Source organism: Catellatospora bangladeshensis (assembly GCF_016862575.1).
GTDB lineage: Bacteria > Actinomycetota > Actinomycetes > Mycobacteriales > Micromonosporaceae > Catellatospora > Catellatospora bangladeshensis.
This window is the reverse complement of the sequence record NZ_BONF01000030.1, coordinates 21340-47737: the sequence shown is the minus strand read 5'-3', so window position 1 is coordinate 47737 and position 26398 is coordinate 21340. Positions and strand designations below refer to the sequence as shown.

General features: G+C 72.7%; 25 protein-coding genes and 1 pseudogene. 7 read left to right on the top strand and 19 right to left on the bottom strand.

Annotation, left to right across the window (positions count from 1 at the left end; genetic code table 11):
* Positions 1-11: 11 nt before the first annotated feature.
* The 7 genes from Cba03nite_RS24660 to purB form a co-directional block, all read right to left on the bottom strand.
* Positions 12-845, bottom strand: a complete 834-nt coding sequence (locus Cba03nite_RS24660; protein WP_203750727.1) for a hypothetical protein — start codon at positions 843-845, stop codon at positions 12-14.
* The gene (locus Cba03nite_RS24655) at positions 838-1359 is read right to left on the bottom strand and encodes an RNA polymerase sigma factor (protein WP_203750724.1); all 522 of its coding nucleotides are present in this window, start codon (positions 1357-1359) and stop codon (positions 838-840) included. The genes Cba03nite_RS24660 and Cba03nite_RS24655 overlap by 8 nt, the downstream gene beginning before the upstream one ends.
* Positions 1360-1753: 394 nt before the next feature.
* Positions 1754-4231 (bottom strand): phosphoribosylformylglycinamidine synthase subunit PurL, encoded by a 2478-nt coding sequence (gene purL, locus Cba03nite_RS24650; RefSeq protein ID WP_203750722.1) that lies wholly within the window; start codon positions 4229-4231, stop codon positions 1754-1756.
* Positions 4228-4908, bottom strand: a complete 681-nt coding sequence (gene purQ / locus Cba03nite_RS24645; RefSeq protein WP_203750719.1) for a phosphoribosylformylglycinamidine synthase subunit PurQ — start codon at positions 4906-4908, stop codon at positions 4228-4230. The genes purL and purQ overlap by 4 nt, the downstream gene beginning before the upstream one ends.
* On the bottom strand, positions 4905-5147 hold the full coding sequence (gene purS / locus Cba03nite_RS24640) for a phosphoribosylformylglycinamidine synthase subunit PurS (protein WP_203750717.1): 243 nt from the start codon (positions 5145-5147) through the stop codon (positions 4905-4907). The genes purQ and purS overlap by 4 nt, the downstream gene beginning before the upstream one ends.
* 118 nt (positions 5148-5265) lie before the next feature.
* Positions 5266-5868 carry a TMEM165/GDT1 family protein gene (locus Cba03nite_RS24635; protein ID WP_203750715.1) on the bottom strand — a complete coding sequence of 201 codons (603 nt, stop codon included), beginning with the start codon at positions 5866-5868 and terminating at the stop codon, positions 5266-5268.
* A gap of 162 nt (positions 5869-6030) precedes the next feature.
* On the bottom strand, positions 6031-7473 hold the full coding sequence (gene purB / locus Cba03nite_RS24630) for an adenylosuccinate lyase (protein WP_203750712.1): 1443 nt from the start codon (positions 7471-7473) through the stop codon (positions 6031-6033).
* Positions 7474-7569: 96 nt separating this feature from the next.
* Between purB and Cba03nite_RS24625 the strand changes: the two genes are divergently transcribed.
* Entirely contained in the window at positions 7570-7785 is a 216-nt protein-coding gene (locus Cba03nite_RS24625; RefSeq protein WP_203750710.1) for a type II toxin-antitoxin system VapB family antitoxin, read from the top strand.
* Positions 7782-8204 carry a PIN domain nuclease gene (locus Cba03nite_RS24620; protein ID WP_203750708.1) on the top strand — a complete coding sequence of 141 codons (423 nt, stop codon included), beginning with the start codon at positions 7782-7784 and terminating at the stop codon, positions 8202-8204. The genes Cba03nite_RS24625 and Cba03nite_RS24620 overlap by 4 nt, the downstream gene beginning before the upstream one ends.
* Before the next feature lie 88 nt (positions 8205-8292).
* Here the strand turns inward: Cba03nite_RS24620 and Cba03nite_RS24615 are convergent, their stop codons facing one another.
* Positions 8293-9555, bottom strand: a complete 1263-nt coding sequence (locus Cba03nite_RS24615; RefSeq protein WP_203750705.1) for an acetyl-CoA C-acetyltransferase — start codon at positions 9553-9555, stop codon at positions 8293-8295.
* 46 nt (positions 9556-9601) lie between these two features.
* Here Cba03nite_RS24615 and Cba03nite_RS24610 point away from each other — a divergent pair, with 46 nt between their 5' ends.
* Both Cba03nite_RS24610 and Cba03nite_RS24605 read left to right on the top strand, forming a co-directional pair.
* Positions 9602-10903, top strand: coding sequence for a 3-oxoacyl-ACP reductase (locus Cba03nite_RS24610; RefSeq protein WP_203750702.1), 1302 nt, complete (start codon positions 9602-9604; stop codon positions 10901-10903).
* 1 nt (position 10904) lies between these two features.
* Positions 10905-11705 carry a MaoC/PaaZ C-terminal domain-containing protein gene (locus Cba03nite_RS24605; protein WP_203750699.1) on the top strand — a complete coding sequence of 267 codons (801 nt, stop codon included), beginning with the start codon at positions 10905-10907 and terminating at the stop codon, positions 11703-11705.
* A gap of 23 nt (positions 11706-11728) precedes the next feature.
* On the opposite strand, the gene tadA is transcribed toward Cba03nite_RS24605, so the two are convergent.
* From tadA to Cba03nite_RS24585, 4 genes are all read right to left on the bottom strand, one after another.
* Entirely contained in the window at positions 11729-12205 is a 477-nt protein-coding gene (gene tadA / locus Cba03nite_RS24600; RefSeq protein ID WP_275411617.1) for a tRNA adenosine(34) deaminase TadA, read from the bottom strand.
* Positions 12202-12711 (bottom strand): tRNA adenosine deaminase-associated protein, encoded by a 510-nt coding sequence (locus tag Cba03nite_RS24595; protein ID WP_203750696.1) that lies wholly within the window; start codon positions 12709-12711, stop codon positions 12202-12204. Before Cba03nite_RS24595 ends, tadA begins: the two co-directional genes overlap by 4 nt.
* Positions 12712-13154: 443 nt before the next feature.
* Entirely contained in the window at positions 13155-13457 is a 303-nt protein-coding gene (locus Cba03nite_RS24590) for a hypothetical protein (RefSeq protein ID WP_203750693.1), read from the bottom strand.
* Complete coding sequence (locus tag Cba03nite_RS24585; protein ID WP_373315767.1) at positions 13454-14467, bottom strand: prephenate dehydrogenase/arogenate dehydrogenase family protein; 1014 nt, start codon at positions 14465-14467, stop codon at positions 13454-13456. Before Cba03nite_RS24585 ends, Cba03nite_RS24590 begins: the two co-directional genes overlap by 4 nt.
* Positions 14468-14547: 80 nt before the next feature.
* On the opposite strand from Cba03nite_RS24585, the gene Cba03nite_RS24580 reads away from it, so the two are divergent.
* On the top strand, positions 14548-15699 hold the full coding sequence (locus tag Cba03nite_RS24580) for a delta-60 repeat domain-containing protein (RefSeq protein WP_203750687.1): 1152 nt from the start codon (positions 14548-14550) through the stop codon (positions 15697-15699).
* A gap of 72 nt (positions 15700-15771) precedes the next feature.
* On the opposite strand, the gene Cba03nite_RS24575 is transcribed toward Cba03nite_RS24580, so the two are convergent.
* Both Cba03nite_RS24575 and Cba03nite_RS24570 read right to left on the bottom strand, forming a co-directional pair.
* Complete coding sequence (locus Cba03nite_RS24575; RefSeq protein WP_203750684.1) at positions 15772-16791, bottom strand: hypothetical protein; 1020 nt, start codon at positions 16789-16791, stop codon at positions 15772-15774.
* A 40-nt stretch (positions 16792-16831) separates the two neighbouring features.
* Positions 16832-18682 carry a M48 family metallopeptidase gene (locus Cba03nite_RS24570; RefSeq protein WP_203750681.1) on the bottom strand — a complete coding sequence of 617 codons (1851 nt, stop codon included), beginning with the start codon at positions 18680-18682 and terminating at the stop codon, positions 16832-16834.
* A 146-nt stretch (positions 18683-18828) separates the two neighbouring features.
* Here Cba03nite_RS24570 and Cba03nite_RS24565 point away from each other — a divergent pair.
* Positions 18829-19623 (top strand): annotated as a pseudogene (locus Cba03nite_RS24565) (PHP domain-containing protein); the annotation flags it as partial.
* 138 nt (positions 19624-19761) lie between these two features.
* On the opposite strand, the gene Cba03nite_RS24560 reads toward Cba03nite_RS24565, so the two are convergent.
* The gene (locus tag Cba03nite_RS24560) at positions 19762-20709 is read right to left on the bottom strand and encodes a DMT family transporter (protein ID WP_239125995.1); all 948 of its coding nucleotides are present in this window, start codon (positions 20707-20709) and stop codon (positions 19762-19764) included.
* 121 nt (positions 20710-20830) lie between these two features.
* Here Cba03nite_RS24560 and Cba03nite_RS24555 point away from each other — a divergent pair, with 121 nt between their 5' ends.
* Positions 20831-22501 (top strand): DUF885 domain-containing protein, encoded by a 1671-nt coding sequence (locus tag Cba03nite_RS24555; RefSeq protein WP_203750675.1) that lies wholly within the window; start codon positions 20831-20833, stop codon positions 22499-22501.
* A gap of 189 nt (positions 22502-22690) precedes the next feature.
* Here Cba03nite_RS24555 and Cba03nite_RS24550 read toward each other — a convergent pair whose 3' ends face one another.
* The 4 genes from Cba03nite_RS24550 to Cba03nite_RS24535 form a co-directional block, all read right to left on the bottom strand.
* Positions 22691-23863: an ABC transporter permease gene (locus Cba03nite_RS24550; RefSeq protein ID WP_203750672.1), complete on the bottom strand. Its 1173-nt coding sequence runs from the start codon at positions 23861-23863 to the stop codon at positions 22691-22693.
* A 170-nt stretch (positions 23864-24033) separates the two neighbouring features.
* A complete protein-coding gene (locus Cba03nite_RS24545) occupies positions 24034-24765 on the bottom strand; it encodes an ABC transporter ATP-binding protein (RefSeq protein WP_203750906.1) in 732 nt (243 codons plus the stop codon).
* Positions 24766-24773: 8 nt separating this feature from the next.
* Positions 24774-25823: a peptidoglycan-binding protein gene (locus Cba03nite_RS24540; protein WP_203750669.1), complete on the bottom strand. Its 1050-nt coding sequence runs from the start codon at positions 25821-25823 to the stop codon at positions 24774-24776.
* Positions 25820-26344 (bottom strand): hypothetical protein, encoded by a 525-nt coding sequence (locus tag Cba03nite_RS24535; RefSeq protein ID WP_203750667.1) that lies wholly within the window; start codon positions 26342-26344, stop codon positions 25820-25822. The genes Cba03nite_RS24540 and Cba03nite_RS24535 overlap by 4 nt, the downstream gene beginning before the upstream one ends.
* Between the last annotated feature and the right edge of the window lie 54 nt (positions 26345-26398).

The following is a 26398-nucleotide window of genomic DNA, read 5'->3' as shown; positions in this document are numbered from 1 at the left end:
CGCGTTCCGGCTCAGGCGAACGTCGTCGGGCCGCTGCTCTGCGCGAACTTCGTGCCGTTCCAGCGGTAGCCGCGCCACTGGAAGACACCCTTGAGCCGGTTCTCGTCCGTGTACGTGGTCTCGTGGTTGCCGACCTCGACCAGGATCTCACCGGGCTTGCCGGGCTTGATCCGCTTGACGTTCTCGATCCGCTGGCTCCCAGCACCCACCGACGGCTCGATCTCGATCACGACGCCGATCGTGTCGAACCGGCCGGAGCCGCTGGGGCGCAGCGCGATCACCTGACCGAAAGCGCCCTCGCCCGAACGGCAGGTGATCAGCGCGACCTCTTCGAACACGCCGTCACCGTCGATGTCGACGCTGATCACGTCGGCGATCCGGGTGTACTCCCCGGCCTTGCCGTCGCGGAACTTCACCCTGCCGCTGGGGCAGTGCTCGCGGCCGACCTTGCGGACCGGCAGGTCGAGCGTGGCGTCCTCCAGGCCGTGCAGCTCGCTGCCGGGCGGCGGCGGGGACGTCGCGATCGCGGGGCTCGGCAAGGCGGACGGCGAAGGTGACGCCGACGGCGAGGCGGACGGCGAGGGCGACGCGACTGCCGACGGGGCGGCCGAGCTGGCGCCCGGCTGCGGCGCGACGCCCTGGTTGCCGGTGAACGAGGCGAACGCCCCGCCGCCGACCAGCACCGCCGTCAGCGCGCAGGCCGCCACGGCGGTGGTGCGGACCCGCTTGCGGTAGCGCACGGTCTGGTACGCGGCGCCCGTACCGGTGGGCTTGATCTGCGGGTTGGTCTCGGACCGGTACTCGGCGAAGGCCGACATGAGCAGGTCATCGTCGAACTCAGACATGGTTCGGCTCCTTCCGGGCCTCGGTGAGCTGGGCGGCGAGGGCGGTGCGGCCGCGGTGGAGCCAGGACTTGACGGTGCCTTCAGCGACGTCCTCCTGCTCGGCGATCTCCGCGATGGAGAGCTGGGCGATGTAGAAGAGGATGCAGGCGCGGCGCTGCGCCTCAGGCAGGTTCGCCAGCGCACGGGTGACGGCCACCCGGTCCGGGCTCGGCCCGGCCACCTGCTCCTCCCGCTGCCGGTGCAGGAAGTTGAGCGTCGTGCGCCGCTTGCGCCAGCCGCTGGTCGCCAGGTTCCAGGCGACCCGGCGCACCCAGGCGGCCGGATCGTGGTAGCCGGCGATGCGGTCCCAGCGCGCCAGCGCGCGGCAGAACGCCTCCTGCACCATGTCCTGCGCCTCGGTCAGGTTGCCGAGGTACGCGTTCAGCTGCAGCGTCAGGCTGTGGAAGTGGGCCGCGTAGCACTCCTCGAAATCGGCGCGGCCGGCCGATCCCGTGTCGCCTCGTTGTGAAGCCATGTCCCCGTCGCTCCCCTGGTGGTCCGGGCCCGTCCGGCCCGTCGCGACATCACGCCCGACCCGAGGGAGAGGTTGCGAAGATCTTTTCGGAACTTCCTCAACCACCCCGCACGGGGGCGGAGGCCGCTGCCGGGGGTGGTTCGGGGACGCTGCGGCCCCGCCGATTCGGATTCGTGCACTTTCCCCGAAACTGCGGCCGCGTCAGCTCGGATTGCTGCACTTTCCCCGAAACTGGCGGCCGCGCCGGTTCGGGTTCGTGCACTTTCCCCGAAACTGGCGGCCGCGCCGGTTCGGACTCGTGCACTTTCCCCGAAACTGAAGGCGGCCCGCCCGGTGCCGGATCATGTGTCCGCCGCCGGGCAGGCCGCCCGAGGTGTTTCCGTCGGGGTGCTGCCTACTGCTGGTCGGTGGGCTGCTCGCCCTCCGGCTGCCCGGCCTCGCCGGCCTGTGCCACCGGCTCGCCCTCGGCGAGCAGCACCGACTCGGTCGCCACGACCGTCTCGGCCGGGGTCTCCACGACGACGGTCTCGGTCAGCACGGCCGCCGCGACGGCACCCGCGCTCACCGGCGACTCGGCCGCACCCGGCTCACCGGCGCCGAAGAGCCGCGGCAGCGCGCCGGAGAAGGCCTCGCGCAGCTCGGCCTGGCTCACCGCGAAGCGGCCCGCCTCGCCGTGCCCGATGACCGTCAGGTCGGCGCCCTCGTCGTCGACCTGGCCCAGCACCGTGGCTGGCAGCTCGTGCTCGGCGAGCAGCTGCTCGAACGCCTGGCGGTGACCCACCGGCACGGTCAGCAGCACCCGGCCCGCCGACTCGCTGAACAGCGACACGAACGGCTCCAGGTCGGTGGGCAGGGTGACCGTGGCGCCGAAGCCCTTGCGCAGCACCGACTCCAGCAGCGCCTGGGCCAGGCCGCCATCGGACAGGTCGTGCGCCGAGCGGACCAGGCCGGTCTCGGCGGCACGCTGCATGAACGCGGCGATGGCCATCTCGCGGCCGAAGTCGACCTTCGGCGGGCGGCCGCCCAGGTGGCCGTGCGCCACCCAGGCCCACTCGGAGCCGGACAGCTCCAGCCCGGTCTCGCCCAGCAGCACCAGCACGTCACCGGCGTGGGCGAAGCCCATCGGGACGCGGTGCGCCACGTTCTCCAGCAGGCCCAGCACACCCACGACCGGCGTCGGGTGGATCGCGATCGCGCCGGTCTGGTTGTAGAAGCTGACGTTGCCGCCGGTCACCGGGATGCCCAGCTCCTGGCAGCCGTCGGCGATGCCGCGCACCGCCTCGGCGAACTGCCACATGACCGCCGGGTCCTCCGGCGAGCCGAAGTTGAGGCAGTCGGTGACCGCGACCGGCTCCGCGCCGGTGACGGCCACGTTGCGGTACGCCTCGGCCAGGGCCAGCTTGGCACCCTCGTACGGGTCGAGGCGGGCGAAGCGGGAGTTGCAGTCCAGCGACAGCGCTACGCCGAGCCCGGTCTCCTCGTCGAGGCGGACCACGCCGGAGTCCTCCGGCTGGGCCAGCACCGTGTTGCCGAGCACGTAGCGGTCGTACTGCTCGGTCACCCAGGCGCGGTCGCACAGGTTCGGCGACGCGGCGAGCTTGAGCAGCGTGTCCTTGAGCTGGTAGTCGTGGTGCGGGCGGGGCAGCGTCTCGGCCCGGTCCGCCTGCAGCAGGATCAGGTCGGCGGGCTCGCGCAGCGGCCGGGCGTACACCGGGCCGTCGTCGGCGAGGCTGCCCGGCGGCACGTCCACCACGGTCTCGCCGTGGAACGTGATCCGCACCCGGCCGGTGTCGGTGACGACGCCGATCGGGGTGGCGATGACGCCCCACAGCTGGGCGATGCCGAGCACCGCGTCCAGCTTGGCCGGCTCCACGATGAAGAGCATGCGCTCCTGCGACTCGCTGGCCAGGATCTCGTGCGGCTCCATCGAGGCCTCACGCAGGTGGACCTTCTCCAGCTGGATGTCCATGCCGGTGCCGGCCGCCGCCGCGGTCTCGGTGAGCGCGCAGGTCAGGCCCGCGCCGCCGAGGTCCTGCACGCCGACGATCAGCTTGGCCTGGTACAGCTCCAGGCAGGACTCGATGAGCAGCTTCTCGGTGAACGGGTCGCCCACCTGCACGCTCGGCCGGCGCTGCTCCGACGCGTCGTCGAAGGTGGCACTGGCCAGCACCGACACGCCGCCGATGCCGTCGCGGCCGGTCTTGGCGCCCATCAGCACCACGATGTTGCCGGGGCCGTCGGCCTCCTTGCGCTGCAGGCCGTCGACCGGCAGCACGCCCAGGCTGAGCGCGTTGACCAGCGGGTTGCCCTGGTAGCACTCGTCGAAGAAGACCTCGCCGCCGACGTTGGGCAGGCCCAGGCAGTTGCCGTAGCCGCCGACGCCGGCCACCACGCCGGGCAGCACGCGCTGGGTGTCCGGGTGGTCCGCGGCACCGAAGCGCAGCGAGTCCATCACCAGGATCGGGCGCGCGCCCATGGCGAGGATGTCGCGCACGATGCCGCCGACACCGGTCGCCGCACCCTGGTAGGGCTCGACGAACGACGGGTGGTTGTGCGACTCGACCTTGAAGGTGACCGCGAGCTTCTCGCTCACCTGGATGACGCCCGCGTTCTCACCCATGCCGGCCAGCATGCGGTCGGACTGCGGCGCCTTCTCGCCGAACTGGCGCAGGTGCACCTTGCTCGACTTGTACGAGCAGTGCTCGCTCCACATGATCGAGTACATGGCCAGCTCGGACTGGGTGGGGCGGCGGCCCAGGATCTGCTTGATCCGCTGGTACTCGTCGTCCTTGAGACCCAGCTCCAGGTACGGCTGGAGGTCGTCCGGGGTCGCCTCGGCGTCCTTGACGGTGTCGATCGTGATGTCGCTCATGCTGCTGCCCCCGCCAGGTGCCGGAGCACCGAAGAGAAGAATCCGAGACCGTCCAGCGAGGGGCCGGTCAGCGCCTCCACGGCGTGCTCTGGGTGCGGCATGATGCCCAGCACGTTGCCGGCCTCGTTGCGGATCGCCGCGATGTCGCGGGTCGAGCCGTTCGGGTTGCCGCGGATGTAGCGCGCCACGATCTGGCCGTTCGCCTCCAGCTCGTCCAGCGTGCGCTGGTCGGCCACGTAGCAGCCCTCGCCGTTCTTCACCGGGATCAGGATCTCCTGCCGGTCGGTGAAGTGGTTGGTCCACGCCGTGTCGGTGTTCTCCATCCGCAGCCACTGGTCCCGGTTGCGGAAGTGCAGGTGCTGGTTGCGGGTGAGCGCGCCGGGCAGCAGGTGGGCCTCGCACAGGATCTGGAAGCCGTTGCAGATGCCCATGACCGGCATGCCGCCGCGCGCGGCGTCGGCGACGGCCTCCATCACCGGCGCGAACCGGGCGATCGCGCCGCAGCGCAGGTAGTCACCGTAGGAGAAGCCGCCCGGGAGCACCACGGCGTCGACGCCGTGCAGCTCGGGGTCGGCGTGCCAGAGCCGTACGACCTCGGCTCCGGAGATACGCGCGGCACGGGCCGCGTCCCCGTCGTCCAGCGAACCGGGGAAGGTCACCACACCGATCTTGCTCATGCGGCTTCGACGACCCGGATCTCGTAGTCCTCGATGACCGGGTTGGCCAGGAGCTTGTCCGCGATCTCGCGGGCCCTCTCCAGGTCGGCCTCTCCGGCGAAATCGATCTCGACACGGCGACCGATACGCACTGAGGCGACGTCATTGACGCCCAGGCGGGGCAGCGCGTTCGCGACGGCCTGCCCCTGCGGGTCGAGGATCTCGGGCTTAAGCATGACGTCAACCACGACGCGAGCCACGGGGAAACTCCTGACTTTTTCTATGTCTGCCTGTCCGCCACGGGCAGGTTCAGATTACCGGCAGGCGTAACCGGCAAGAATTCTGGGGAGCACCGAAACTCCCACAAGTTCACTGCTTTCACAGAGCTGAGAGCAAGGTCACGACCGACAGGACCGCACAGACCCCCGCGCCGACGTAACGGATGACTCGCAGCTTCACCCGTTTCAACAGCCACCGGCCGAGCAGCACCGCCAGACCCGACACGGTGGCCAGGCCGAGCCAGCCGCCGAGGAACGTGGGCACCACCGGCCGCCCGCTGGCGACCAGCCCGGCCAGCAGCAGCTGGGACAGGTCGCCCCACTCGGCGGTGAACAGCACCAGAAAGCTCGCGCCCGCGGCCCGCCAGCCGCGCTTGGGCTCGGCCGCCTTGGCCGCGAACTCCTCCTCCTGCTCATGCTCCTGCTCGTCGGCCTTGCCCGCGCCCCGGGCCAGCACGAACGCGCCCACCGCGAACAGCGCCGCGGCGACCAACTGCACCGGCTGGGTGGGCAGCTTCGTCAGCAGCGCGCCGAAGGCCACCGCGATCACGCACTGCACGCCGAACGCGGCCACCACGCCGAGCCAGGTGGGCAGCGGCGGGTAGCGGGTGCTCAGGACCAGCGTCGCCACGAACGTCTTGTCCGGCAGCTCCACCGGGAAGATCGCCACGAACGCCACCAGCAGGGCGCCCAGAAACTCCACGGAAATGATCCTCTCAGCCCGAGACAGGGGCGTGGTCGCGCCGCGCCTGCCAGAGCCCGGGCAGTCCCCTCCCGCTTTCGGGCGAGGGTGCGTGCCGTCGGCAAGCGTTAAGAAGGGCACCTTCCTCTACGCATAGCGTTAAGAAGGTGCCCTTCCTTGGGGTTAGAGGATGGCGGCGGGGGTGTAGGCGGCGGCGGAGGGGTGCTGGGCGGCGATCTTCTCGACCTGGGCGACGATGGCGGCGACCTGGGCGGAGGCGGCGCCGACGAACGCGGAGCGGTCGGCGACCAGGGCGTCGATCTCGGCGCGGGACAGGCCCAGGCGGGTGTCGGCGGCGAGGCGGTCGAAGAGGTCGTTCTCGGCCAGGCCGCGCTCGCGCATGGCCAGCGCCACGGCGACCGCGTGCTCCTTGATGGCCTCGTGCGCGGTCTCCCGGCCGACGCCCTTCTTGACCGCGCCGACCAGCACCTTCGTGGTGGCGAGGAAGGGCAGGTAGCGGTCCAGCTCGCGGTTGATCACGGCAGGGTACGCGCCGAACTCGTCGAGCACCGTGAGGAAGGTCTGGAACAGGCCGTCCAGCGCGAAGAACGCGTCCGGCAGGGCCACCCGGCGCACCACCGAGCACGACACGTCGCCCTCGTTCCACTGGTCGCCGGCCAGCTCCCCGGCCATGCTCGCGTAGCCGCGCACGATCACGGCCAGGCCGTTGACGCGCTCGCTGGAGCGCGTATTCATCTTGTGCGGCATCGCCGACGAGCCCACCTGGCCCGGCTTGAAGCCCTCGGTGGCCAGCTCCTGGCCGACCATCAGCCGGATCGTGGTGGCCAGGCTCGACGGCGCGGACGCCGCCTGGGCCAGCGCGGTCAGCACGTCGAAGTCGAGCGAGCGCGGGTACACCTGGCCGACGCTGTCGAGCACCCGCTGGAAGCCGAGGTGCCCGGCGACCCGGCGCTCCAGCTCGGCGACCTTCGCGGCGTCGCCGTCGAACAGGTCGAGCTGGTCGGCCGCGGTGCCTACCGGGCCCTTGATGCCGCGCAGCGGGTAGCGGGCGATCAGCTCGTCGAGGCGCTCGTACGCGATCAGCATCTCCTGCGCGGCCGACGCGAAGCGCTTGCCCAGCGTGGTGGCCTGCGCGGGCACGTTGTGCGAGCGGCCCGCCATGATCGTCTGGTCGTACTCGGTGGCACGAGCGGCCATGCGGGTCAGCGCGGCGACGATCCGGTCCCGGATCAGCAGCAAGGAGTCGCGGATCTGCAGCTGCTCGACGTTCTCGGTGAGGTCGCGGGAGGTCATCCCCTTGTGGATCTGCTCGTGCCCGGCGAGCTCGCTGAACTCCTCGATGCGCGCCTTCACGTCGTGCCGGGTCACCCGCTCGCGGGCCGCGATCGAGTCCAGGTCGACCTGGTCCAGCACCCGCTCGTACGCCTCGATCACGCCGTCGGGCAGCGCGATGCCGAGATCACGCTGGGCGCGCAGCACCGCGAGCCACAGCCGGCGCTCGGCGCGGACCTTCTCCTCGGGCGACCACAGCGTCACCAGTTCAGCGGAGGCATAGCGGGTGGCCAGGACATTCGGTACGTGCGGGCGCTTCGTCACGTGCCTCATTCTCGCACGCAGCGATCCCCGTCCCTGGCCAGCCCGCGGCCGCGCGTATATACTTCTTGGCGAGATCGTATATATCGCGTACGCGAGGGGGAGCCGATGGCGAAGATGCTGATCGACATCGACGAGGAGCTGCTCGCCGACGCCGCCGAGGTCTTCGGCACCAAGACCAAGAAGGACACCGTCAACACCGCCCTGCGGGAGTCCGCCGCGAGCCTGCGGCGGGCGCGTGCGCTGGAGGAGTTGCGGCAGATGGCGGATACCGGATACTTCGACGAGCTGCTGGACAAGAAGAACTATCGTCCGAAGCCGTGACGGCTGACTACTTAGTTGACACGAGCGCCCTGGTCCGGCTGCTACGGCGCGGGCCCGAGGCGCTCAGCTGGAATCAGCAGGTAGAACAGGGCCTGGTGGGCATATGCGCCGTCACCGAGCTGGAGTTCCTGCACACGGCGCGGTCCTATGCCGACCGCAAGAAGATCCTCGCGTTGATCGGCGAGACCTACCCCTGGCTCCCGATGCCCGACGACGTCTACCAGCGAGCGGCACAGGTGCAGGATCTGCTCACTCAGCATGGGCAGCACCGCAGCGCCGGCCCCGTAGATCTCCTGGTCGCCGCGACGGCCGAGCTGAACGGCCTCACCGTCCTGCACTACGACGGCGACTTCGACGTCATCAAGAAGGCCACCGGCCAGCCCGCCCAGTGGCTCGCCCCACCCGGCACCATTCGTTAGCGCCCCCAGTTTCGGGGAAACTGCGCTCGCAGAGGCCGCCGATGCTGCAGTTTCCCCGAAACTGCAGCACGGACCCGGGCACGGCGGGTCAGCGTTCGAGGACGGCGACGACGCCCTGGCCGCCGGCGGCGCAGATGGAGATGAGGGCGCGGCCGGAGCCGCGCTGGGCGAGCAGCTTGGCGGCGGTGGCGACGATACGGCCGCCGGTGGCGGCGAAGGGGTGCCCCGCGGCCAGCGAGGACCCGTTCACGTTGAGGCGGGACCGGTCGATGGTGCCCAGGCCGTTGGACTCCCACGCGGCCAGGGTCGCCAGCACCTGCGACGCGAACGCCTCGTGGATCTCGTAGAAGTCGAAGTCCTGCAGCTTGAGGCCGAGCCGGGACAGCAGCTGGGGCACCGCGTACACCGGGGCCATGAGCAGGCCCTCGGGCTCGGGGTCGCCGTGCACGAAGTCGACGGCGGCGGTCTGCGCGGTGACGAAGTGCGCCAGCACCGGCAGGCTGTGCTCGGCGGCCCACTCGTCGGAGCCGAGCAGCACGACGGCGGCGCCGTCGGTGAGCGGGGTGGAGTTGCCCGCGGTCATGGTCGGGTTCTTGCCGCGCAGGCCGTACACGGGCTTGAGCGAGCCGAGCTTCTCCAGCGAGGTGTCGGGGCGCAGGTTCTGGTCCCGGGTCAGGCCGAGGTACGGCGTGAGCAGGTCGTCGAAGAATCCCGCCTCGTACGCCGCGGCGAGCTTGCGGTGCGAGTCGAGGGCCAGCTCGTCCTGGTCGGCGCGGGTGACGCCCCAGCGCTCGGCGGTGATCGCGGCGTGCTCGCCCATGGACAGCCCGGTGCGCGGCTCGGCGTTGCGGGGCAGCTCGGGCTTGAACGGCTGGAGCGGGCGCAGCGCCAGCGCCGCCTTGAGCCGCTCGCCGGTGCTCTTCGCGCTGTTGAGGCGCAGCAGCACGCGGCGGAACTGCTCGTTGAGCTGCAGCGGCGCGTCGGAGGTGGTGTCCACGCCGCCCGCGATGCCGGACTCCAGCTGGCCCAGCGCGATCTTGTTGGCGAGGTAGGTGATCGCCTGGAGACCGGTGCCGCAGGCCTGCTGCAGGTCGACGGCGGGGGTGGCCGGGTCGAGGCCGGTGCCGAGCACCGACTCGCGGGTCAGGTTGAAGTCGCGGGCGTGCTTGAGCACGGCGCCCGCGGCGACCTCGCCGAGGCGCTGCCCGGACAGTCCGTAGCGGGCGACGAGCCCGTCGAGCGCGGCGGTGAGCATGTCCTGGTTGGAAGCCTGGGCGTACTTGCTGTTGGACCGGGCGAACGGGATCCGGTTGCCGCCGATGACGGCCACCTTGCGCACACTCTGAGTCACAACAGCCTCCTGGTGTTCGACCTTACTCGCGAGTAAGGTCTACCGCATGAGCGACCGTTACACAAGTTTCGCAAGGTCCGGGCCGGGGCGGGCGATAGTCAAGCGGCTCGGCCTGCCTGATCCGCCGAAGCTGGCCCGGTTCCGCGAGGGCGACCCGCTCATCCCCGGTCCGGTGCTCGTCGGCCCGTCCGACGGCCCGCGCTTCGAGGAGCTGGCCAAGCTGTATGCGTCGAGCGAGGAGGCCGGTAAGCACCACGCGCTGGTCTTCGACGCCACCGGCATCACCGGCCCGGCCGGCCTGCGCGCGCTCTACGACTTCTTCCACCCGGTCGCGCGGGCGCTCACCCCCGCCGGCCGCGTGGTCGTGCTGGGCCTGCCGCTCGCCGCGGTCGCCGACCCCGGCCAGGCCGCCGCACAGCAGGCCCTGGACGGTTTCGTACGCAGCGTCGGCAAGGAGTTCGGCCGGGGCACCACGGCGCAGCTGGTCCGGGTGCACCCGGCCGCCGACACCGCAGCGCTGCGCTCCACCCTCGACTTCCTGCTGTCGGCGAAGTCGGCGTACGTGAGCGGGCAGACGATCGAGGTGGCCGCCGTCCCGGCGCCCGAAGGCGGCGATCTGCGGGGCAAGGTCGCGCTGGTCACCGGCGCGGCGCGGGGCATCGGCGCGGCCATGGCCCGGGTGCTGGCGCGCGACGGCGCCCACGTGGTCTGCCTGGACGTGCCCGCGGCCGGGGACGACCTGGCCAAGGTCGCCAACGAGGTGCGCGGCGAGGCGTACCAGCTGGACCTGACCGGGGAGGGCGCCGCGCAGCGGCTGGCCGGCCACCTGCGGGAGCGGCACGGCCGCCTGGACGTGCTGGTGCACAACGCGGGCATCACCCGCGACAAGACCTTGGCGAACATGGACCCGGCCCGCTGGGACGCCGTGCTCAAGGTCAACCTGATCGCCCCGGCGCAGGTCACCCAGGTGCTGCTGGACGCGGGCCTGATCCCGGACGGCGGCCGCATCGTGGGCGTCGCCTCGATCGCGGGCATCGCGGGCAACCGCGGCCAGACCAACTACGCCGCCAGCAAGGCCGGCGTCATCGGCTGGGTGCACGCGCTGGCCCCGGTGCTCGCGGCGCGGGGCATCACCGTGAACGCGGTCGCGCCGGGCTTCATCGAGACCGCGATGACCGCGAAGCTGCCGCTGTTCATCCGCGAGGCCGGGCGGCGCATGAACAGCATGTCCCAGGGTGGCCTGCCGGTGGACGTCGCCGAGACCGTGGCCTGGTTCGCCGCGCCGGGCTCGGCCGCGGTGACCGGGAACGTGGTGCGGGTCTGCGGCCAGTCGCTGCTGGGGGCCTGACATGCCGAGCATGCTGCGCGCGGCGCTGTCCGTGGTGCCGTTCCCGCGGCCCAGCACGCTGCCCGAGGACACGCTGACCAGCACGGCCGTCGTGGACCGCGCGCACCTGGCCCGCTACCAGCGGGTGTGCGGGTTCCGGCTGAGCGACCGGCTGCCGGTGACGTACCCGCACGTCCTGGGCTTCGGCCTGCAGCTGGACCTGATGACCCGGCGCGACTTCCCGTTCCCGGTGGTCGGCGGGGTGCACGTGGCGAACCGCATCGAGCAGACCCGGCCGCTGACCGCCGACGACGTGCTGGAGCTGGCGGTACACGCCCAGGACCTGCGCGACCATCCGCGCGGACGGCAGTACGACGTGATCACCACCGCGTCGGTGGACGGGGCCGTGGTGTGGCGGGACGTGTCGACGTACCTGCGGCGCGGGCCGTCGGCGGGGCCGCGCGAGGAGCGCCCGGCCCGCGAGCCCGCGCCCGGGGCGCCGCCGCACGCGACCTGGCGGGTGCCCACCTCGACCGGCACGGCCTACGCGGACGCCTCCGGCGACCACAACCCGATCCACACCTCGTGGCTGGGCGCGCGGCTGTTCGGCTTCCCGCGCCCCATCGCGCACGGCATGTGGAGCAAGGCCCGCTGCCTGGCCGCGCTGGAGGGCCGTCTGCCGGACGTGTACACGGTCGACGTGTCCTTCAAGCTGCCGATGCTGCTGCCCGCGACGGTCGGGTTCACCTGGACCGGCCGGGAGTTCGGCCTGCGCGACGCCCGCTCCGGCAAGCCCTACCTGGCCGGCACGGTCACCCGTTGACCGGACCCCGTCGCGGCGGCGCCTCAGCCTGCGGCGGGGCCGGGACGCCGGTCGAAGAAGGTGCGCAGGAGGGTGGCGGACTCGTCGGCTAGCACCCCGGAGTAGACCTCGGGGCGGTGGTTGAGGCGGCGGTCGCGCAGCACGTCCCACAGCGAGCCGGCCGCGCCGGTCTTGGGCTCCCAGGCGCCGAACACCACGGTGCCGATGCGGGCCAGCACGATCGCGCCCGCGCACATGGTGCACGGCTCCAGCGTCACCACGATCGTGCAGCCCTCCAGCCGCCACTCGCCCCAGCGGGCGGCGGCGGCGCGCAGCGCGAGGATCTCGGCATGCGCGGTGGGGTCGCCGGTGGCCTCCCGCTCGTTGCGCCCGATCGCCAGCTCGGTGCCGTCGGGGGCGTACACCACCGCACCGACCGGCACGTCGGCGCTGTCGTGGCAGCCTGCCGCGACGGCGAGGGCGCGGCGCATCCACTCCTCGTGCCGCGGCCTGGCTCTCAAGACTCGCGCAGCTCCTCGACCTCGTCACCGCAGCCGATGGCCTGGCACACCTCGGCGGTCACGTCGGCGGGCAGCAGGCCGTCGGTGGCGCACAGGGCCAGCAGCTTGTGCGCGGACACACCGAGATCGGCCAGCAGGTCGGCGTCGCCCACCGGATCCGCGGCGGGGTCGGCGGCGGGGCGGTCCTCGTCGTCGTCCGTGGGCTCCGCCTCGTCGATCTCGACGACCGGGACCTCCACGTCGCTCAGCAGCAGCTTGCCCAGCCGGGACTCGTCGGCGAAGGCCGAGTCGGACCCGAAGATCCGCAGGTCCTCGCCCTCGTCGAGGCGCATCACCACGAGGTAGGCGTCGTCGGACTCAACGAACATCAGGGACACGTCCGCCCCGGGATCGGTGTCGCGCAGCAGGTCCGCGACCTCGTCCACGTCTGCGGCGTCGTGCAGGTCGAGTTCGGTGGCGGCCCAGCCGGACCGGCCCCGGACCACCGCGGCGGCGAAGTACGACACGGTCCCCCCAAATAGTGTCGATATGGGCGCCGGGCGACCTCGCGGGTCACCGGCGAGGGCTGGTCATCCGGCGGCTCTTGCGGACTGACGGCCCTGATCAGACAACGACCCGTCAGCCCGCCAGTCGCCGACGCATCGCGATCAGCTCGCGGAGTTTCTCCGCCGCGACACCCCTGCCCGCCCCCCGGCCGGCCCGGGTGCTGCCCACGACGGGGAGCAGACGCTCCCGGCCCGTGCCTCCGGACAGCTCGGCCAGCAACTGCAGGCGCCGGCGGCACCGGTCCGGATCTGGCTGCTGGGGCGTCCACATACAGCCGAGAGTGCCGCGCGAGTGTGACCTCCGTCAAGTCCGGGAACGCGGTCGATCCATGACGCTTCGTGACCGGTGCTCCTCAGCACCGTACCGCCGCCGCGACCGTCGCGGAGTCTTAACACAAGGTCACTCATAGTGGCCACGCTCCTCGGCGAATCCACTCCATGACTACGGAGAGTGCGGCAGCGGTCCAGGCGACCCCGGTCGCGGCGGCCACCCCGGCGGCCACCCCCCGGTCTCCGTACCGGGCCAGCGCGTGCGCCGCGGCCCAGGCGAGCAGGCCGGCCAGCAGGGTCCAGGCCACGTAGCCGCCGAGGGTCACCCCGAACATGCCGAACGACAGCAGCCACACCCCCGCGGCCAGCGCGCCCGCCACCACCGCCCACGGGCGTACCGGGTGGGGCTCACGCAGGGTGGGACGGCGTCGGCTCACGCACCTTCAACCGGCAGGAACGCGGTCACGGTACGGCGGTCCGGGGCCACCTCGGTGATCCAGCCCCCGGCCCGGCCCAGCCGCAGCAGCGTCTCGGTCCGGGCGGGCACCTGCTCGGGGCGGCCAGGCGCGGGCGGCCAGGCCCGGCGCGCGGTGTGGCCGTCCTGCGCCCAGTCGCGCACCGCGCGGATCGGGTCACGTCCCTCCAGCGCCTTGGCCGCCTCGTCCAGCCGGGACTGCACGTCGGCGAGGGCGGGCAGCACCGCCGCCGCGTTGCCGCCGCACATCGCCGCGACCAGCTCGGGGCGGCTGCCCGCGACCCGGCTGCCGTCCCGGAACGAGCCCGCGGCCAGGGTGAGCGCGAGCGGGTCGGTTGCGGCGGCCGCGGCCAGGGCCAGGGCGAGCAGGTGCGGCACGTGGCTGATCGCGGCCACCGCGCGGTCGTGCTCGTCGCTGGTCGACGGCACCACCCGCGCGCCGAGCGAGGTGACCAGCCCGGCCAGGGTCAGCCAGTCGTCGAGCACCCCCGGCTCGTCCAGGCACAGCACCCAGGCGCAGCCGGTGAACAGCGCCGGGTCGGCGGCGGCGAAACCCGAGGTCTCCTTGCCCGCCATCGGGTGCCCGCCGACGAACCCGGCCAGCGGGTTGGCCGCGCCGCGCAGCCGCCGGGCGACCGCCTCGCGCACCGGGCCCTTCACCGAGGTGACGTCGGTGATCAGGCCGTGGAAGCCGCTGGCGACCAGCGCGTCCAGCACGTCGTCCAGCGCGGGCAGCGGCACGGCCAGCGCGACCAGGTCGGCGTCGGCCGCGGCGTCGCGGATCGTCGCGGTGATCTGCCAGCGCTGCGCCGCGGGCACCCGGGCCGCCGCGCTGCGGGCGGTCGCGCGCACCTCAGGGTCGGCGTCGAAGCCGAGCACGCGGTGCCCGGCGGCCGCCAGCGCGCGCATCAGCGATCCGCCGATGAGCCCGAGTCCGATCACCGCGATGTTCACACGCGCAGCCTGCCACACACCGCGCGCGGGAGCGTCGGCCCGGTGGGTGCCTCGTTGGGTATGACGTGCTGAAATGTACAAGATTGCGGGATATCGCGGTGGCGGCCGTCGTGAGCGTGCTCGCCTCCGCTTCGGCCGGTTCGGCCGCTCTCGCCGGCCCGGTGAACCCGGCTCCGGCGCCCTCGGTGACCTTCAACGGCGAGGTGCACGCCACCGTGTACCGGGGGAGCACCATCTACGTCGGCGGTGACTTCACCTCGGTCACCAGCAACGGGAAGTCGGTGAAGCGCGCGGGGCTGGCCGCGGTCGACGCGCGCACCGGCGCCCTGCTGCCCTGGGCCCCGGTCGCCGACGGGCGGATCACCGCACTCGCCGCGGACGGGTCCGGGATCTACCTGGCCGGCTCGTTCCACAAGATCAACGGCGTGAGCCGCGACAACCTCGCGAAGGTCGACGCCGACGGCGTGCTGCACAGCGGGTTCAAGCACGCCATCTCGGGTACGCCGTACGCGCTGGCCGTGGGGCACGACCGGCTCTACGTCGGCGGCTCGATCACCAGCGTGAACGGGCAGGAACGCGCCCGCGCCGCGGCGTTCGACAGCAGCACCGGCGCGCTCGACCCGAACTGGCGGCCGCACGTCAACGACATCGTGCGCGCGCTGCTCGTCTCGTCCGACCGGGTCTACCTCGCCGGGCGCTTCAACGCGGTGAACTACCTCAAGGGCACCGGCAAGATCGCCGCGGTCGACCCGGCGCGGGGCGACGTCGACCTCGGCTTCTGGTCCCACGTCACGGCGATGGTGCACGACCTGGCGCTCAGCGGCGGCACCCTGTACGCCGGCATCGACGGCGCCGGCGGCCGGGCCACCGCGATGGACCTGGCCGGCAACGCGAAGTGGACCATCACCACGGACGGCGACGTGCAGGCGGTGGCGGTGCTGGACGGCATCGTCTACCTCGGCGGGCACTTCGACAACGTGTGCAAGAGCGCCAACGTCGGCGTGAAGGGCGTCTGTCTCGACGGCTCCAACCGGCGGGTCAAGCTGGCCGCGGTCACCCTGGGCGGGGAGCTGCTGCCGTGGACCGCCAACGGCAACGGCTCGGTCGGCGTGAACACCCTCAGCACCAACCCGGAGCTGGGGCAGCTGGTGGCGGGTGGCGCGTACACCGCCATCAACGGCAGCGCGCAGCGCCGGTTCGCCCTGTTCAACCTGGTCAACCGGCCCGGCTTCATCGACACGGGCTGGTAACCGCCGCCTGTCTCCACAGTGAAGCTCCCGCCCCGCGGTTCTCGCGGGACGGGAGCTTCACTCGTGCGGGGGCTACTTCAGGTTCTGGATCATCAGGGCCACGGCGCCGGCGACGACCGGGGAGAGCACGACCAGACCGGCCTTCAGCTCGCCGAACGTGGTCTGGTCGAGGCTGAGCAGCTTCTCCAGCTTGCCCTTGTTCTCGGCGGCATCGACCAGCTCGGCGACCGGCACGTGGTCCAGGGCGAAGTGCCGCTCCACGAAGATCTGGCCGCGTCGGCGCAGCGTGGCGGCGGTGGGCGCGTACATGGTCCCGACCACGAACGACGCCACCACGCCCGAGAAGATGACCACTCCCGGATCGAGCTCGACGGTACCGACCGTGCGCGCGGCGGCGTTGACCCCCATCACCAGCAGCACCAGGATGCCGAGCTGGCTGAGCATCCGGGCGCACATCCGCCGCAGCCGCAGCAGCGCGTCGAGCTGCTGACCCGGCGTGCCCGACAGCGGATCGGCGGCCACCTGCTTGACCGCCGCCAGCGTCGCGGCGCTGGGCAGACCGCCGATGATCGCCAAGGCGGACAGCGCGATGCCGCGCTCGGTCAGATTCTTGGCGTCGATGAAGCCCTGGCCGACACCCCCGGCCACCTCGGGCAGCAGCACCGGCGTCGCCGCGACCAGGGCTGCCGCGACCGCGATCACGGTGAGCACCGAGAACCACACCCGCCGCTTCACGATCCGGTGCATCCGGCGCACCTCGACCCAGCGGGACAGACCGAAGCCGAACGCCTCGCCGGAGGCCGCGCCGAGCAGCGCGGCCACGATGACGAAGACCAGCCGATCGTCCCTGCTGCCGTTGGTCAGCGCGATGCCGCCCCCGACGACCGTGCCGACCAGCATGGTCGCCAGGCGGAAGTCGCCGATGGACCAGTTGCTCTCCTCCCGCGCCTCGGCGGCGGCGGCCGCGGCCACCACCCCGCCGTGGGCGGCGGCCCGGTCCGGCTCGGTGTACCCCAGGACACCGGCCGGGCCGCCGGACGGGTGCACCGGCGCACCGGGCTGGTGCGGGTCGGGGTGTCGTTGCTGGATCACGCGATACTCTCCCGTCGGCAGTGGCTCGACCGGCATGGCCTCATTCCCCGGTGAACTGTGCGAACACCTTGTGGAGCACGTCGCGGCTGCCCTTGTGCAGCTCGTCGCCGGTCCACGATTCCTTGAGCTCGACCGTCCGCCCGCCGTGCAGCTCGATGACGGCGCGGATCGGCACCTGCTTGGTGATGGTGACCTTGCGGAACTCCTCGTACGGCAGGAAGCGGTGCTGCTCGGCGAGCTTCGTCAGCGGCACCGCGGACACCAGCGCCTTCATCCGGTCGGCGCCCTCGTCCTTGTCGCCCTTGGTCGCGATCGCGATCAGGCCGTTGTCCAGCACCAGCAGGTCCGACTCGATGCCGTCGAAGGTGACGTTGCCGAACCCGGCGATCACGTCGCCGCCGCGCGCGGTGGCCGTCGTCTCCACCGCCATCGCGGCGGCGACCTCGATGCCCAGCTCCAGCAGCCGGGCGCGCGCCTGCGGCAGCGTCGCCGGGTCGACCGCCAGCTCGGCCACCGGGGCGAGGTCCAGCTCCTTGCCGTCGGCGTCCACCAGGGTCGACGAGCCGGTCCACGACGAACGCCAGGACAGCCGCTCCGAGCGCAGCGCCGCCAGCATCAGCAGCACCTCCAGCGGCTGCGCGAACTTCACCGCCGCCTCCTTGCGGGTGACGTCGTCGAAGAACGCCTCGCCCAGCTCACCGGCCCGGCCCGCCGCCAGCGCATCGAGCACCTCGGCCAGGCCCACCATCGGGCGGTTAAGCCGGCGCGCGATCTCGCGGAAGATGTTGTCGGCCGCGCCCTGCAGGCGCCGGCTCTCCGTCGCGGCGGTGAACTGCGGCCAGGGCAGCACCTCACGGCCGTTCACGTTGATCGCGAGCTGGTGCAGCCGCCCGCTCACCTGCGGCAGGTACGGGATCAGGTCGGTGGCGCGGCGGCGGTCGTTGCTTGGCGAGCCCTCGGGCAGGGCGTTGATGGCGGCGATGCGCACCGGCAGCGGCGGGTGGGTGTCCCACACCGAGCCCTGCTCCTGCTCGGCGGCGCGCTCGCGCAGGCCCGCCAGCTCCTCCTCGCGGGCGGCCAGCAGGTCGCCGAACCCGGCGAACACGTCGTCGGGCAGCAGGCCCAGCTCGGCGCCCGGCGCCACGTAGCGGCCCAGGTAGAAGTCGTACGCCAGGTCCACGACGGTGACCTCGGTCAGCGCGGCGACGGCGGCCTGCTTGCCGGCCAGCCGTACCGCGGCGGCGTCGGCCTCCAGCTCCTGGCGGCGCGAGGCCGCGCTGTCGACCAGCAGGTAGAGCCGGGCGTACAGGCGGAACGGCCAGCCCGCCACGTTCCACGTGCCGATCCGGCTGACCGCGCCCGCGATGGCGATCCGGCCCCGGTAGGCCACCGCACCGAGCCGCGTGTGCGCGCCGGAGTAGTGGCCCAGCTCGTGGGCGAGCACCGCGCGCATCTGGTCCACGGTCATCGCCTGCAGCAGCGGCAGCCCGATGTAGAGGTAGCGGCGGCCAGGGATCAGGCCGAGCAGCTTGGCGTGCTCCGACACCGCCGCGTTGACCTCGGGCACGATGCGCAGCTCGTCGGGGGCGCGGGTGCCGACGCCCTCGGCCAGCCGGCGCACCTCGGCCCACAGCTGCGGCGCCTGGTCCGGGGCGAGCACCACGCCCGGCATCGGCTCGTTCTTGGCCCGGATCGCCTGCCACATCGCCCAGCCGACACCGCCGACGATGGCGATGAACAGCGGCGCGCTGAGCTTGACGGCGACCGCGGCCGGCGCCACCGAGGCGAGCCAGACCGCGAAGGCCAGCGCCGCCGCCAGCTCCACCAGCGCGAGTATGTAGAAGCCGATCAGCATCAGCACGCTCAGCAGCGCGCGTACGCCCGCGGTCATGGTGTTTCCTCCCCGTGCACCTGTTGCAACAGCGTGCGGAGGCTATCGCGGCCCCATGACGCCGACAATCCTCTTACGGGCCACCGGAAGCACCCCGGCCGATCGGCGATCCGCGCCCCGGCCCGCACGGTTAGCCTGGCGGCATGACGAGCCTGCGTGAGCTGCTGCGTGGTGACCTGCACACGCATACCGACTGGTCGGACGGCGGCGATCCGCTCGAGGCCATGGTCGCCGCCGCGGCCGCGCAAAGCCACGACTACCTGGCGATCACCGACCACTCGCCCCGGCTGACCATCGCGCACGGCCTGTCCGCCGCCCGGCTGCACCGCCAGCTCGACGCGATCGCCACCGTGAACGAGGCGCTGGCGGGCACCGGGTTCCGCGTGCTCACCGGCATCGAGGTGGACATCCTGCCCGACGGCTCGCTGGACCAGGAGCCGGAGCTGCTGGCCCGGCTGGACGTGGTGGTCGGCTCGGTGCACAGCGAGCTGCGTATGGACAGGGCGAAGATGACCCGGCGCATGCTCACCGCGCTGGCCGACCCGCACCTGGACGTGCTCGGCCACTGCACCGGCCGCAAGCTGCCGGTCGCCACCGACGCACGGCACGCCGGCCGGGGCGGCACGCTGCGGCGGCGCGCGCCGAGCAGCTTCGACGCGGACGCGGTCTTCGCCGCCGCGGCCCGCCACGACAAGGCCCTGGAGATCAACTCACGCCCCGACCGCCTCGACCCGCCCTCCAACCTGCTGCGCAAGGCGGTGAAGGTGGACGGCCTCCGGTTCGCCGTCAACACCGACGCGCACGCCGTGGCGCAGCTCGACTGGCTGGTCAACGGCTGCTCCCGCGCCGAGACCGCCGGCCTCACCGCCGACCGGATCGTCAACACCTGGCCCGTGGAGGACCTGCTCGCCTGGACCCATACCCACGCCCCGGCCTCCTGACCACCCGCCGGCCGCGCCAGGCCGCGGGCCTTGATCGTCCGACTTGCCTGGCACCCGGGCGTATCTTGGGCGCGCATTCGCCCATGTGCCAGGCAAGTCGGCGGATCTTGCGGCCCGCGGGCCGCGCCGGGCCGCGGGTCAGGCGGGGCGGCGGCGGGAGAGGGCGCCCTGGGCGACGGCGACGCCGAGCAGGACGATCAGTGCGCCGACGGGCTGGTTCCAGTGCAGGGACTCGTCCAGGACGAGGATGCCGAGCAGGGTCGCGACCACGGGCACCAGGTACGTCACGAAGGCGGCCATGGAGGCGCCGGCCACCGCGATCACCCGCATGTTGAGCGCGAACGCTATGCCGCTGCCGAACACGCCGAGCGCCACGACCGAGCCGATGACCGGCCAGGACAGCCCGGTGACCGCGGGCGGCGCACCCGACACCAGCAGCGCGGCGAGCACCGAGGCGGCCGTGGCGACGACGGTCTGCGCGAAGGCCAGCGAGACGCCGGACGGGTTGCCCGTGAAACCGCGCCCGGTGACGAAGCGCTTGATGTACGGGATGGACACGCCGTAGCAGGCGGCGGCCGCGCCGCACATGAGCTGGCCGGACAGCGAGGACGCCCCGTCGGTGTGCCAGAAGCCGAGCACGGTCAGCACCCCGGCGAAGCCGAGCAGCAGGCCGCCCGCCGAGCGCGCGGTGAACTTCTCGGTGCGGAAGACGACGACCGCGAACGGCAGCACCCACAGCGCCGTGGTCGCGTTCCAGATGCCCGCGACCAGGCTGTCCACCCGCTCCTCGCCGTACGCGAAGAGGGTGAACGGCAGCGCCACGCCCAACACGCCCGGCAGCAGCATGTGCCCCCAGAGCCGCCGGTCGGTGGGCACCCGCTGCCCGGCCACCACCAGCAGCGCGAGCAGGGTGAGCGCGCCGACGGTGATCCGCCCGGCGGCCACCCAGGTGGGGTGCAGCTCCCGTACGCCGATCTTGATGAAGATGAAGCTCGATCCCCAGATGACGGCGTTCGCGGCGAACGCGGGCAGCCAGGCGGACCTGGTCCCGGCCGCGGTGGTGTCAGGAGCGATGGTGGTGGTCACCCCTGACACACTGCCAGAGGGGCGGCCCCGCGCACCAGCGACTTCCGGACATCGAACGGCAGGATCGCGCCACGACTAAGTCGCCTGCGCGCCGCCCGGACGTTCGGCTAGGTTTCCACGCATGGGACGTGTTGATGACCTGGCTGACCGCTATGTCGACGAATGGGCCCCGCTGAGCCCCATCGGCGCCACCTTCGTCGGTATCAGCGGCTACGACGACAAACTCGACGACCTGTCCGCGGCAGGGTACGCCGCGGCCGACGAGCTGGACCGCCGCACCCTGGCCGAGCTGCGCGCGATCGAACCCGCCGACGACCGCGAGTTCGTGGCCAAGGAGGCCATGATCGAGCGCCTCGAGCTGAGCGTCGCCCGGTACGACGCGGGCGAGGTGACCAGCGAGCTGAACGTGATCTCCAGCGCGCTGCACACCATGCGCGGCGCGTTCGACCTGATGCCGGCCGACGGCGAGGAGGCGGTCGCCAACATCGCCGCCCGGCTCAACGCCTTCCCTGCCGCGCTCGCGCAGTACCGGCAGACGCTGCTCGACTCGGCGCGCGGAGGCAAGGTCAGCGCCCGCCGCCAGCTGGAAGAGGTCGCCAAGCAGTGCGACATCTGGACCAGCGCGGACGGCGACGACTTCTACCTCGGCCTGGCCCGGCGCCTGGAGGCCGATGGCGCGCTGCGCACCGAGCTGGACCGGGGCGCGGCGGCCGCGAACGAGGCCACCGCCGACTTCGCGAGCTTCCTGCGCACCGAGCTGGCCCCGCTGGGCCGTGAGAAGGAGGCCGCCGGCCGCGAGCGCTACGAGCTGGCCTCGCAGTACTTCCTCGGCGCCCGCGTCGACCTGGACGAGACGTACGCCTGGGGCTTCGAGGAGCTGCACCGGCTGGAGACCGAGATGCGGGCGGTGTCGGCGATCATCGCCGGGCCGGGCGCCTCGATCGACGACGCGGTCGCCAAGCTCGACGCGGACCCGAAGTACAAGGTCCAGGGCAAGGAGAACTTCCGGGTCTGGATGCAGGAGCTGGCCGAGAAGGCGATCAGCGACCTGAACGGCACCCACTTCGACATCGCCGAGAAGATCCAGCGCATCGAGTGCCGCCTGGCCCCGACCAGCGACGGCGGCATCTACTACACCGGCCCCAGCGAGGACTTCACCCGTCCCGGCCGCATGTGGTGGGCCGTGCCGCAGGGCGTCGAGGAGTTCTCCACCTGGCGCGAGGTGACCACGGTCTACCACGAAGGCGCCCCCGGCCACCACCTTCAGGTCGCACAGGCGGCGTACCAGGCGGAGAAGCTGAACCGCTGGCAGCGGCTGCTGAGCTGGTCCTCCGGCCACGGCGAGGGCTGGGCCCTGTACGCCGAGCGGCTCATGGACGACCTCGGCTACCTCGCCGACCCGGCCGACAAGCTCGGCATGCTCGACGGCCAGGCGTTCCGGGCCGCGCGGGTCATCGTCGACATCGGCATGCACCTGGAGCTGGAGATCCCGCGGGACAACCCGTTCGGCTTCCACCCCGGTGAGCGGTGGACGCCCGAGCTGGGCTGGGAGTTCCTGCGCGCGCACTGCCGCGTGGGCGACGAGATGCTGCGCTTCGAGCTGAACCGCTACCTGGGCTGGCCCGGCCAGGCGCCGTCGTACAAGGTCGGCGAGCGCATCTGGCTCCAGGCCCGCGACGAGGCCAAGGCCCGCCAGGGCGCCGCGTTCGACCTGCGCAGGTTCCACTCCGACGCGCTCGACCTCGGCTCGCTGGGCCTCGACCCCCTCCGCAAGGCCCTCGCCCGCCTCTGACATACGAAGGAAGGGCACCTTCTTAACGCTCTGCGTATAGGAAGGTGCCCTTCTTAACGCCACAGGCACACAGGTCACCCGACGTCGCCAGGTCTCACGCACCCCGCGCTCGCATTGACGCTGGCCTATCACACCGACTTCGATCACCGATACTTTCGATGCGACAGGCCGACGTCGATCAGGAAAGCGTCACGGCGTGGCGAGCGCCTCCGTCGGGGACAGGCGGGAGGCGCGCACCGCCGGATAGAGGCCCGCGACACCGCCGATCAGCAGGGTCGCGCCCAAGCCGCCGAGCGTCGCCCAGGCAGGCACCACCCCCGGCCAGCCCTGGAGCAGCGCATAGCCGGCCGTCACCAGCCCACCGAGCAGCACCCCGCCCACCCCGCCGAGCAGCGCGAGCAGCAGCGACTCGGTCAGGAACTGCCCGCGCACCTGCCCCCGGGTCGCGCCCAGCGAGCGCCGCAGCCCGATCTCGGCCCGCCGCTCCAGCACCGAGATGACCATCGTGTTGGCCACGCCCACCCCGCCGACCAGCAGCGCGACCGCGCCCAGGCCCAGCAGCAGCCCGGTGAACGCGTCGTCGGTGGCCTGCTGCGCGGCGAGCGCGTCGGACGGCCGGGACACCTTGACCTCGTTCGGGGCCTCGGGGTTCGCGGTGGCGGCGAGCACGTCGCGCACCGCCTCCACCCGCGACTCCGCCGAGCGGGTGTAGACCGTGGTGGCGTGGCCGTCGAAGCCGAGGTACGCCTGTGCGGCAGGCCAGCCGACCAGTGCCGCCGTGTCCAGCTCGGCGGCCAGCGGCACCGGCCGCAGCACGCCGATCACGGTGAACCACTGCCCGCCCAGCCACACCTGCCGGTCCGGCCCGGCCTCGGGCACGCCGAGCCGGCTCGCCGCGGTGGCCCCGAGCACCACCGCCGGGTAGCGGCCGGTCGCCGCGTTGAGCCACACGCCGTCGGCCAGCTCGGCGCCGACCGTCGCGGGCAGGTCCAGGTCGGCGGCGCGTACGCCGAGGCTGCCGCTCTCCGCCGCCGGGATGCGGTCGGTGCGGTACACCTTCGCCTCGATCCGGCCCACGGCGGACACGTCGGTGACCGGGCCGATCCGCTCGATCATCGCGACCGCGTCCAGCGGCAGCTGCGCGTCCTGCCCGAACAGGCTGCTGCCCGGGGTGACGGTGAGCAGGTTGGTGCCCAGCCGGTCCAGCGTCCGGTCCAGCTCGGCCCGCGACGACGCCGAGATCCCGACCACGGCCACCATCGCCGCGATCCCGATCGCGATACCGAGCGCGGAGAGGAACGCGCGCGTGGGCCGCGTACGCAACCCGACCGCCCCCACCCGCAGCAGATCCCCCACCCGCATCCGCGGCGGACTCGGTGCCGGGGCCGTGGCCGGGGCCGGGCCGCCATGATCGTCCGACTTGCCTGGCAACCGGGCGTATCTTGCCCCCTCATTCACCCGTCTGCCTGGCAAGTCGGCCGATCTTGGGGCGGGCGGGGTGGGGGAGGGTGGGGCGGGGGGCGGTGGGGTGGTCATGCGGGGACCTCCGTGGCGAGGCGGCCGTCGCGCATGGTGACGGCGCGGGGGAAGCCGGCGGCGATCTCGCGGTCGTGGGTGATCACGATGAGGGTGGTGCCGGCGGCGTGCAGCTCGCGAAGCAGGTCCAGCACCACGGCGCCGGAGTGCGAGTCCAGGTTGCCGGTGGGCTCGTCGGCCAGCAGCAGCGGCGGGTCGCCCACCACCGCGCGGGCGATCGCGACCCGCTGCCGCTCGCCGCCGGACAGCTCGTGCGGGCGGTGGGCCAGCCGGTGCGCCAGGCCGACCCGCTCCAGCGCGGCGACCGCGCGCTCGCGGCGTTCGCGCAGCGGGACCCCGGCGTAGAGCAGGCCGTCGGCGACGTTGTCCACGCAGGACGTGCCCCCGGCCAGGTGGAACTGCTGGAACACGAACCCGATCCGGCTGCCGCGCAGCGCCGACAGCTGCCCGTCGGACAGCGCCGCCAGGTCGTACCCGTCGATCTCGACGCGACCCTCGGTGGGCCGGTCCAGCGCCCCGATCATGTGCAGCATGGTCGACTTGCCCGACCCGGACGGGCCGACCACGGCGGCCAGCTCCCCGCGCTCGATCCGCAGGCTCACCCCGGCCAGCGCGATCACCGCGCCGGAGGCCACCGGGCTCGTCCCGGCGCGCCGCCGCAGGAACGGCCCGCCGTGCGACTCGCCGCGTTGCGCGTAGACCTTGGTGACGCCGTGCAGGGCGACCATCGGCGCCGTCACGACGGCATCCCGACGACGGCGCCCTCGGCCAGGCCGTCCCCGCTCACCTCGACGCGGCCCGCGGCGAACAGCCCGGTCTCCACGGCCGTGATCCGGGTGCTCCCGCCCTCCACCAGCTCCAGCCCGTAGCCGCCCTCGGCGAGCGCGAGCAGCGCGGCGACCGGCACGGTCAGCACCCCTTCCCTGGTGTCCGCGGTGAAACCGACGTCGACGGCCGCCTGGTCGAACCCGCGCACCGCCTCCTTGCCGGCCAGCGTCACGGTCACCTCCAGGCTGGTGGCCGGCTCGGCGCCGTTGCCGCCGGGGGTGATGACCGTCTGCACGGCGCCGACCTTGCCGGGCACCCGCCTGCCGTCCGGCAGCTCGACCTCGACCGCGGCGCCCGTCTCGGCCAGCCGCTCGTCGGCGACCTCCAGCTCGACCACCACCGCCCGGTCCACGCCGGTGCGGGTGAGCAGCGGGGTGCCCGGCTGCACCAGGTCGCCGACCGCGGCGCTGCGCGCGTCGACGCGCACCTGCCCCGCGGCGTACACGACCCGGCCCGGCTCGACCGTGCCGGTCTCCGGCAGGCCGAGATCCTCTTGCCAGCGCCGCACCGCGTCGGCGGTCGCGCCGGTATACTCCCGGTCCACCGTGAAGCCGCCGTACCCGAGGGCTTTCAGGTTCTGCTCCAGCTGCTTCACGTCGGGTCCCTCGCTCCCGCTGCGCAGCTGCCGGTACGCGGGCATGGTGCCGTACAGCAGCACCACCGGCTGATCGTCCACGCGATAGAGCGGCTTACCTCTGTCCACCAGCGCGTTCTCGGCGGGCAGCCAGGTCACCGTGCCCGAGGCGCGCGCCGCGACGGTGTACTCGGTGCCGTACCCCAGGATGCCGGTCTTGGTCTCGGTGTCGGCCAGGTCCTGCCGGGTCACCGTGGCGGTCCGCACCGGACCCGAGGCGGTCGCCTCGTCGCCGCCGGTGAACGTCGGCAGGCCCGCGGCCAGCCCGGCCGCCGCGACGGCGGCCAGCACGGTGACGCCGCCGACGAGGTAACGCGCCCTCACTTGCCACCGCCGCCCTTGAACGCCGGCATCAGGCCGCGGCACTTCTCCAGCGCCTGCTGGAACCTCGGGCTGGTACGCAGGTCCGCCAGGTTGCCCTCCAGGCGCAGCTTGCCGGTGTCGTCCGGCTCGGGGAACTCCTCGACGCCGTTCTCCCGCATGCACTTCGACAGCGCCCGCAACTGCTCCACCTGCTGCGGGTCGAGCTGAAGCGCGTCGCCGCCGCCGGGCAGCAGCGTCTTGCACGCCTCCAGCGCGGGCGCCAGCTTGTCCTTGGGCAGCTTGCTCATCTCGGCGCGCATCGCCTCGCCCGGCTCCGGGTCGGGCATGTCCACGCCGTGCTCCCGCATGCAGGCGGCGAACCGGCGCCCCTGCTCCGTCTTGTCCTCCGGGGCGGCGGAGGCGCTCGCGTCCGGCCGGGCCCCGCCCGCCGTCGCCACGCCCTCGTCCGCCTGCCCACCACACGCCGCCAGCGCCAGCACTCCCGCCAGCCCGGCCGCGACGGCCCACGTTCTCGTCCTCATGACCCCATCAGACCGGCGGGCGCGTATCCCCGGCATAAACCGCCTCATGATCGT

Bases quoted from the DNA above. Each gene is read 5' to 3' on its own strand.
- Cba03nite_RS24660 (WP_203750727.1), bottom strand. From the start codon at position 845: ATGTCTGAGTTCGACGATGACCTGCTCATGTCGGCCTTCGCCGAGTAC.
- Cba03nite_RS24655 (WP_203750724.1), bottom strand. From the start codon at position 1,359: ATGGCTTCACAACGAGGCGACACGGGATCGGCCGGCCGCGCCGATTTC.
- purL (WP_203750722.1), bottom strand. From the start codon at position 4,231: ATGAGCGACATCACGATCGACACCGTCAAGGACGCCGAGGCGACCCCG.
- purQ (WP_203750719.1), bottom strand. From the start codon at position 4,908: ATGAGCAAGATCGGTGTGGTGACCTTCCCCGGTTCGCTGGACGACGGG.
- purB (WP_203750712.1), bottom strand. From the start codon at position 7,473: ATGAGGCACGTGACGAAGCGCCCGCACGTACCGAATGTCCTGGCCACC.
- Cba03nite_RS24625 (WP_203750710.1), top strand. From the start codon at position 7,570: ATGGCGAAGATGCTGATCGACATCGACGAGGAGCTGCTCGCCGACGCC.
- Cba03nite_RS24610 (WP_203750702.1), top strand. From the start codon at position 9,602: ATGAGCGACCGTTACACAAGTTTCGCAAGGTCCGGGCCGGGGCGGGCG.
- Cba03nite_RS24605 (WP_203750699.1), top strand. From the start codon at position 10,905: ATGCCGAGCATGCTGCGCGCGGCGCTGTCCGTGGTGCCGTTCCCGCGG.
- Cba03nite_RS24570 (WP_203750681.1), bottom strand. From the start codon at position 18,682: ATGACCGCGGGCGTACGCGCGCTGCTGAGCGTGCTGATGCTGATCGGC.
- Cba03nite_RS24555 (WP_203750675.1), top strand. From the start codon at position 20,831: ATGGGACGTGTTGATGACCTGGCTGACCGCTATGTCGACGAATGGGCC.
- Cba03nite_RS24550 (WP_203750672.1), bottom strand. From the start codon at position 23,863: ATGCGGGTGGGGGATCTGCTGCGGGTGGGGGCGGTCGGGTTGCGTACG.
- Cba03nite_RS24545 (WP_203750906.1), bottom strand. From the start codon at position 24,765: ATGGTCGCCCTGCACGGCGTCACCAAGGTCTACGCGCAACGCGGCGAG.
- Cba03nite_RS24535 (WP_203750667.1), bottom strand. From the start codon at position 26,344: ATGAGGACGAGAACGTGGGCCGTCGCGGCCGGGCTGGCGGGAGTGCTG.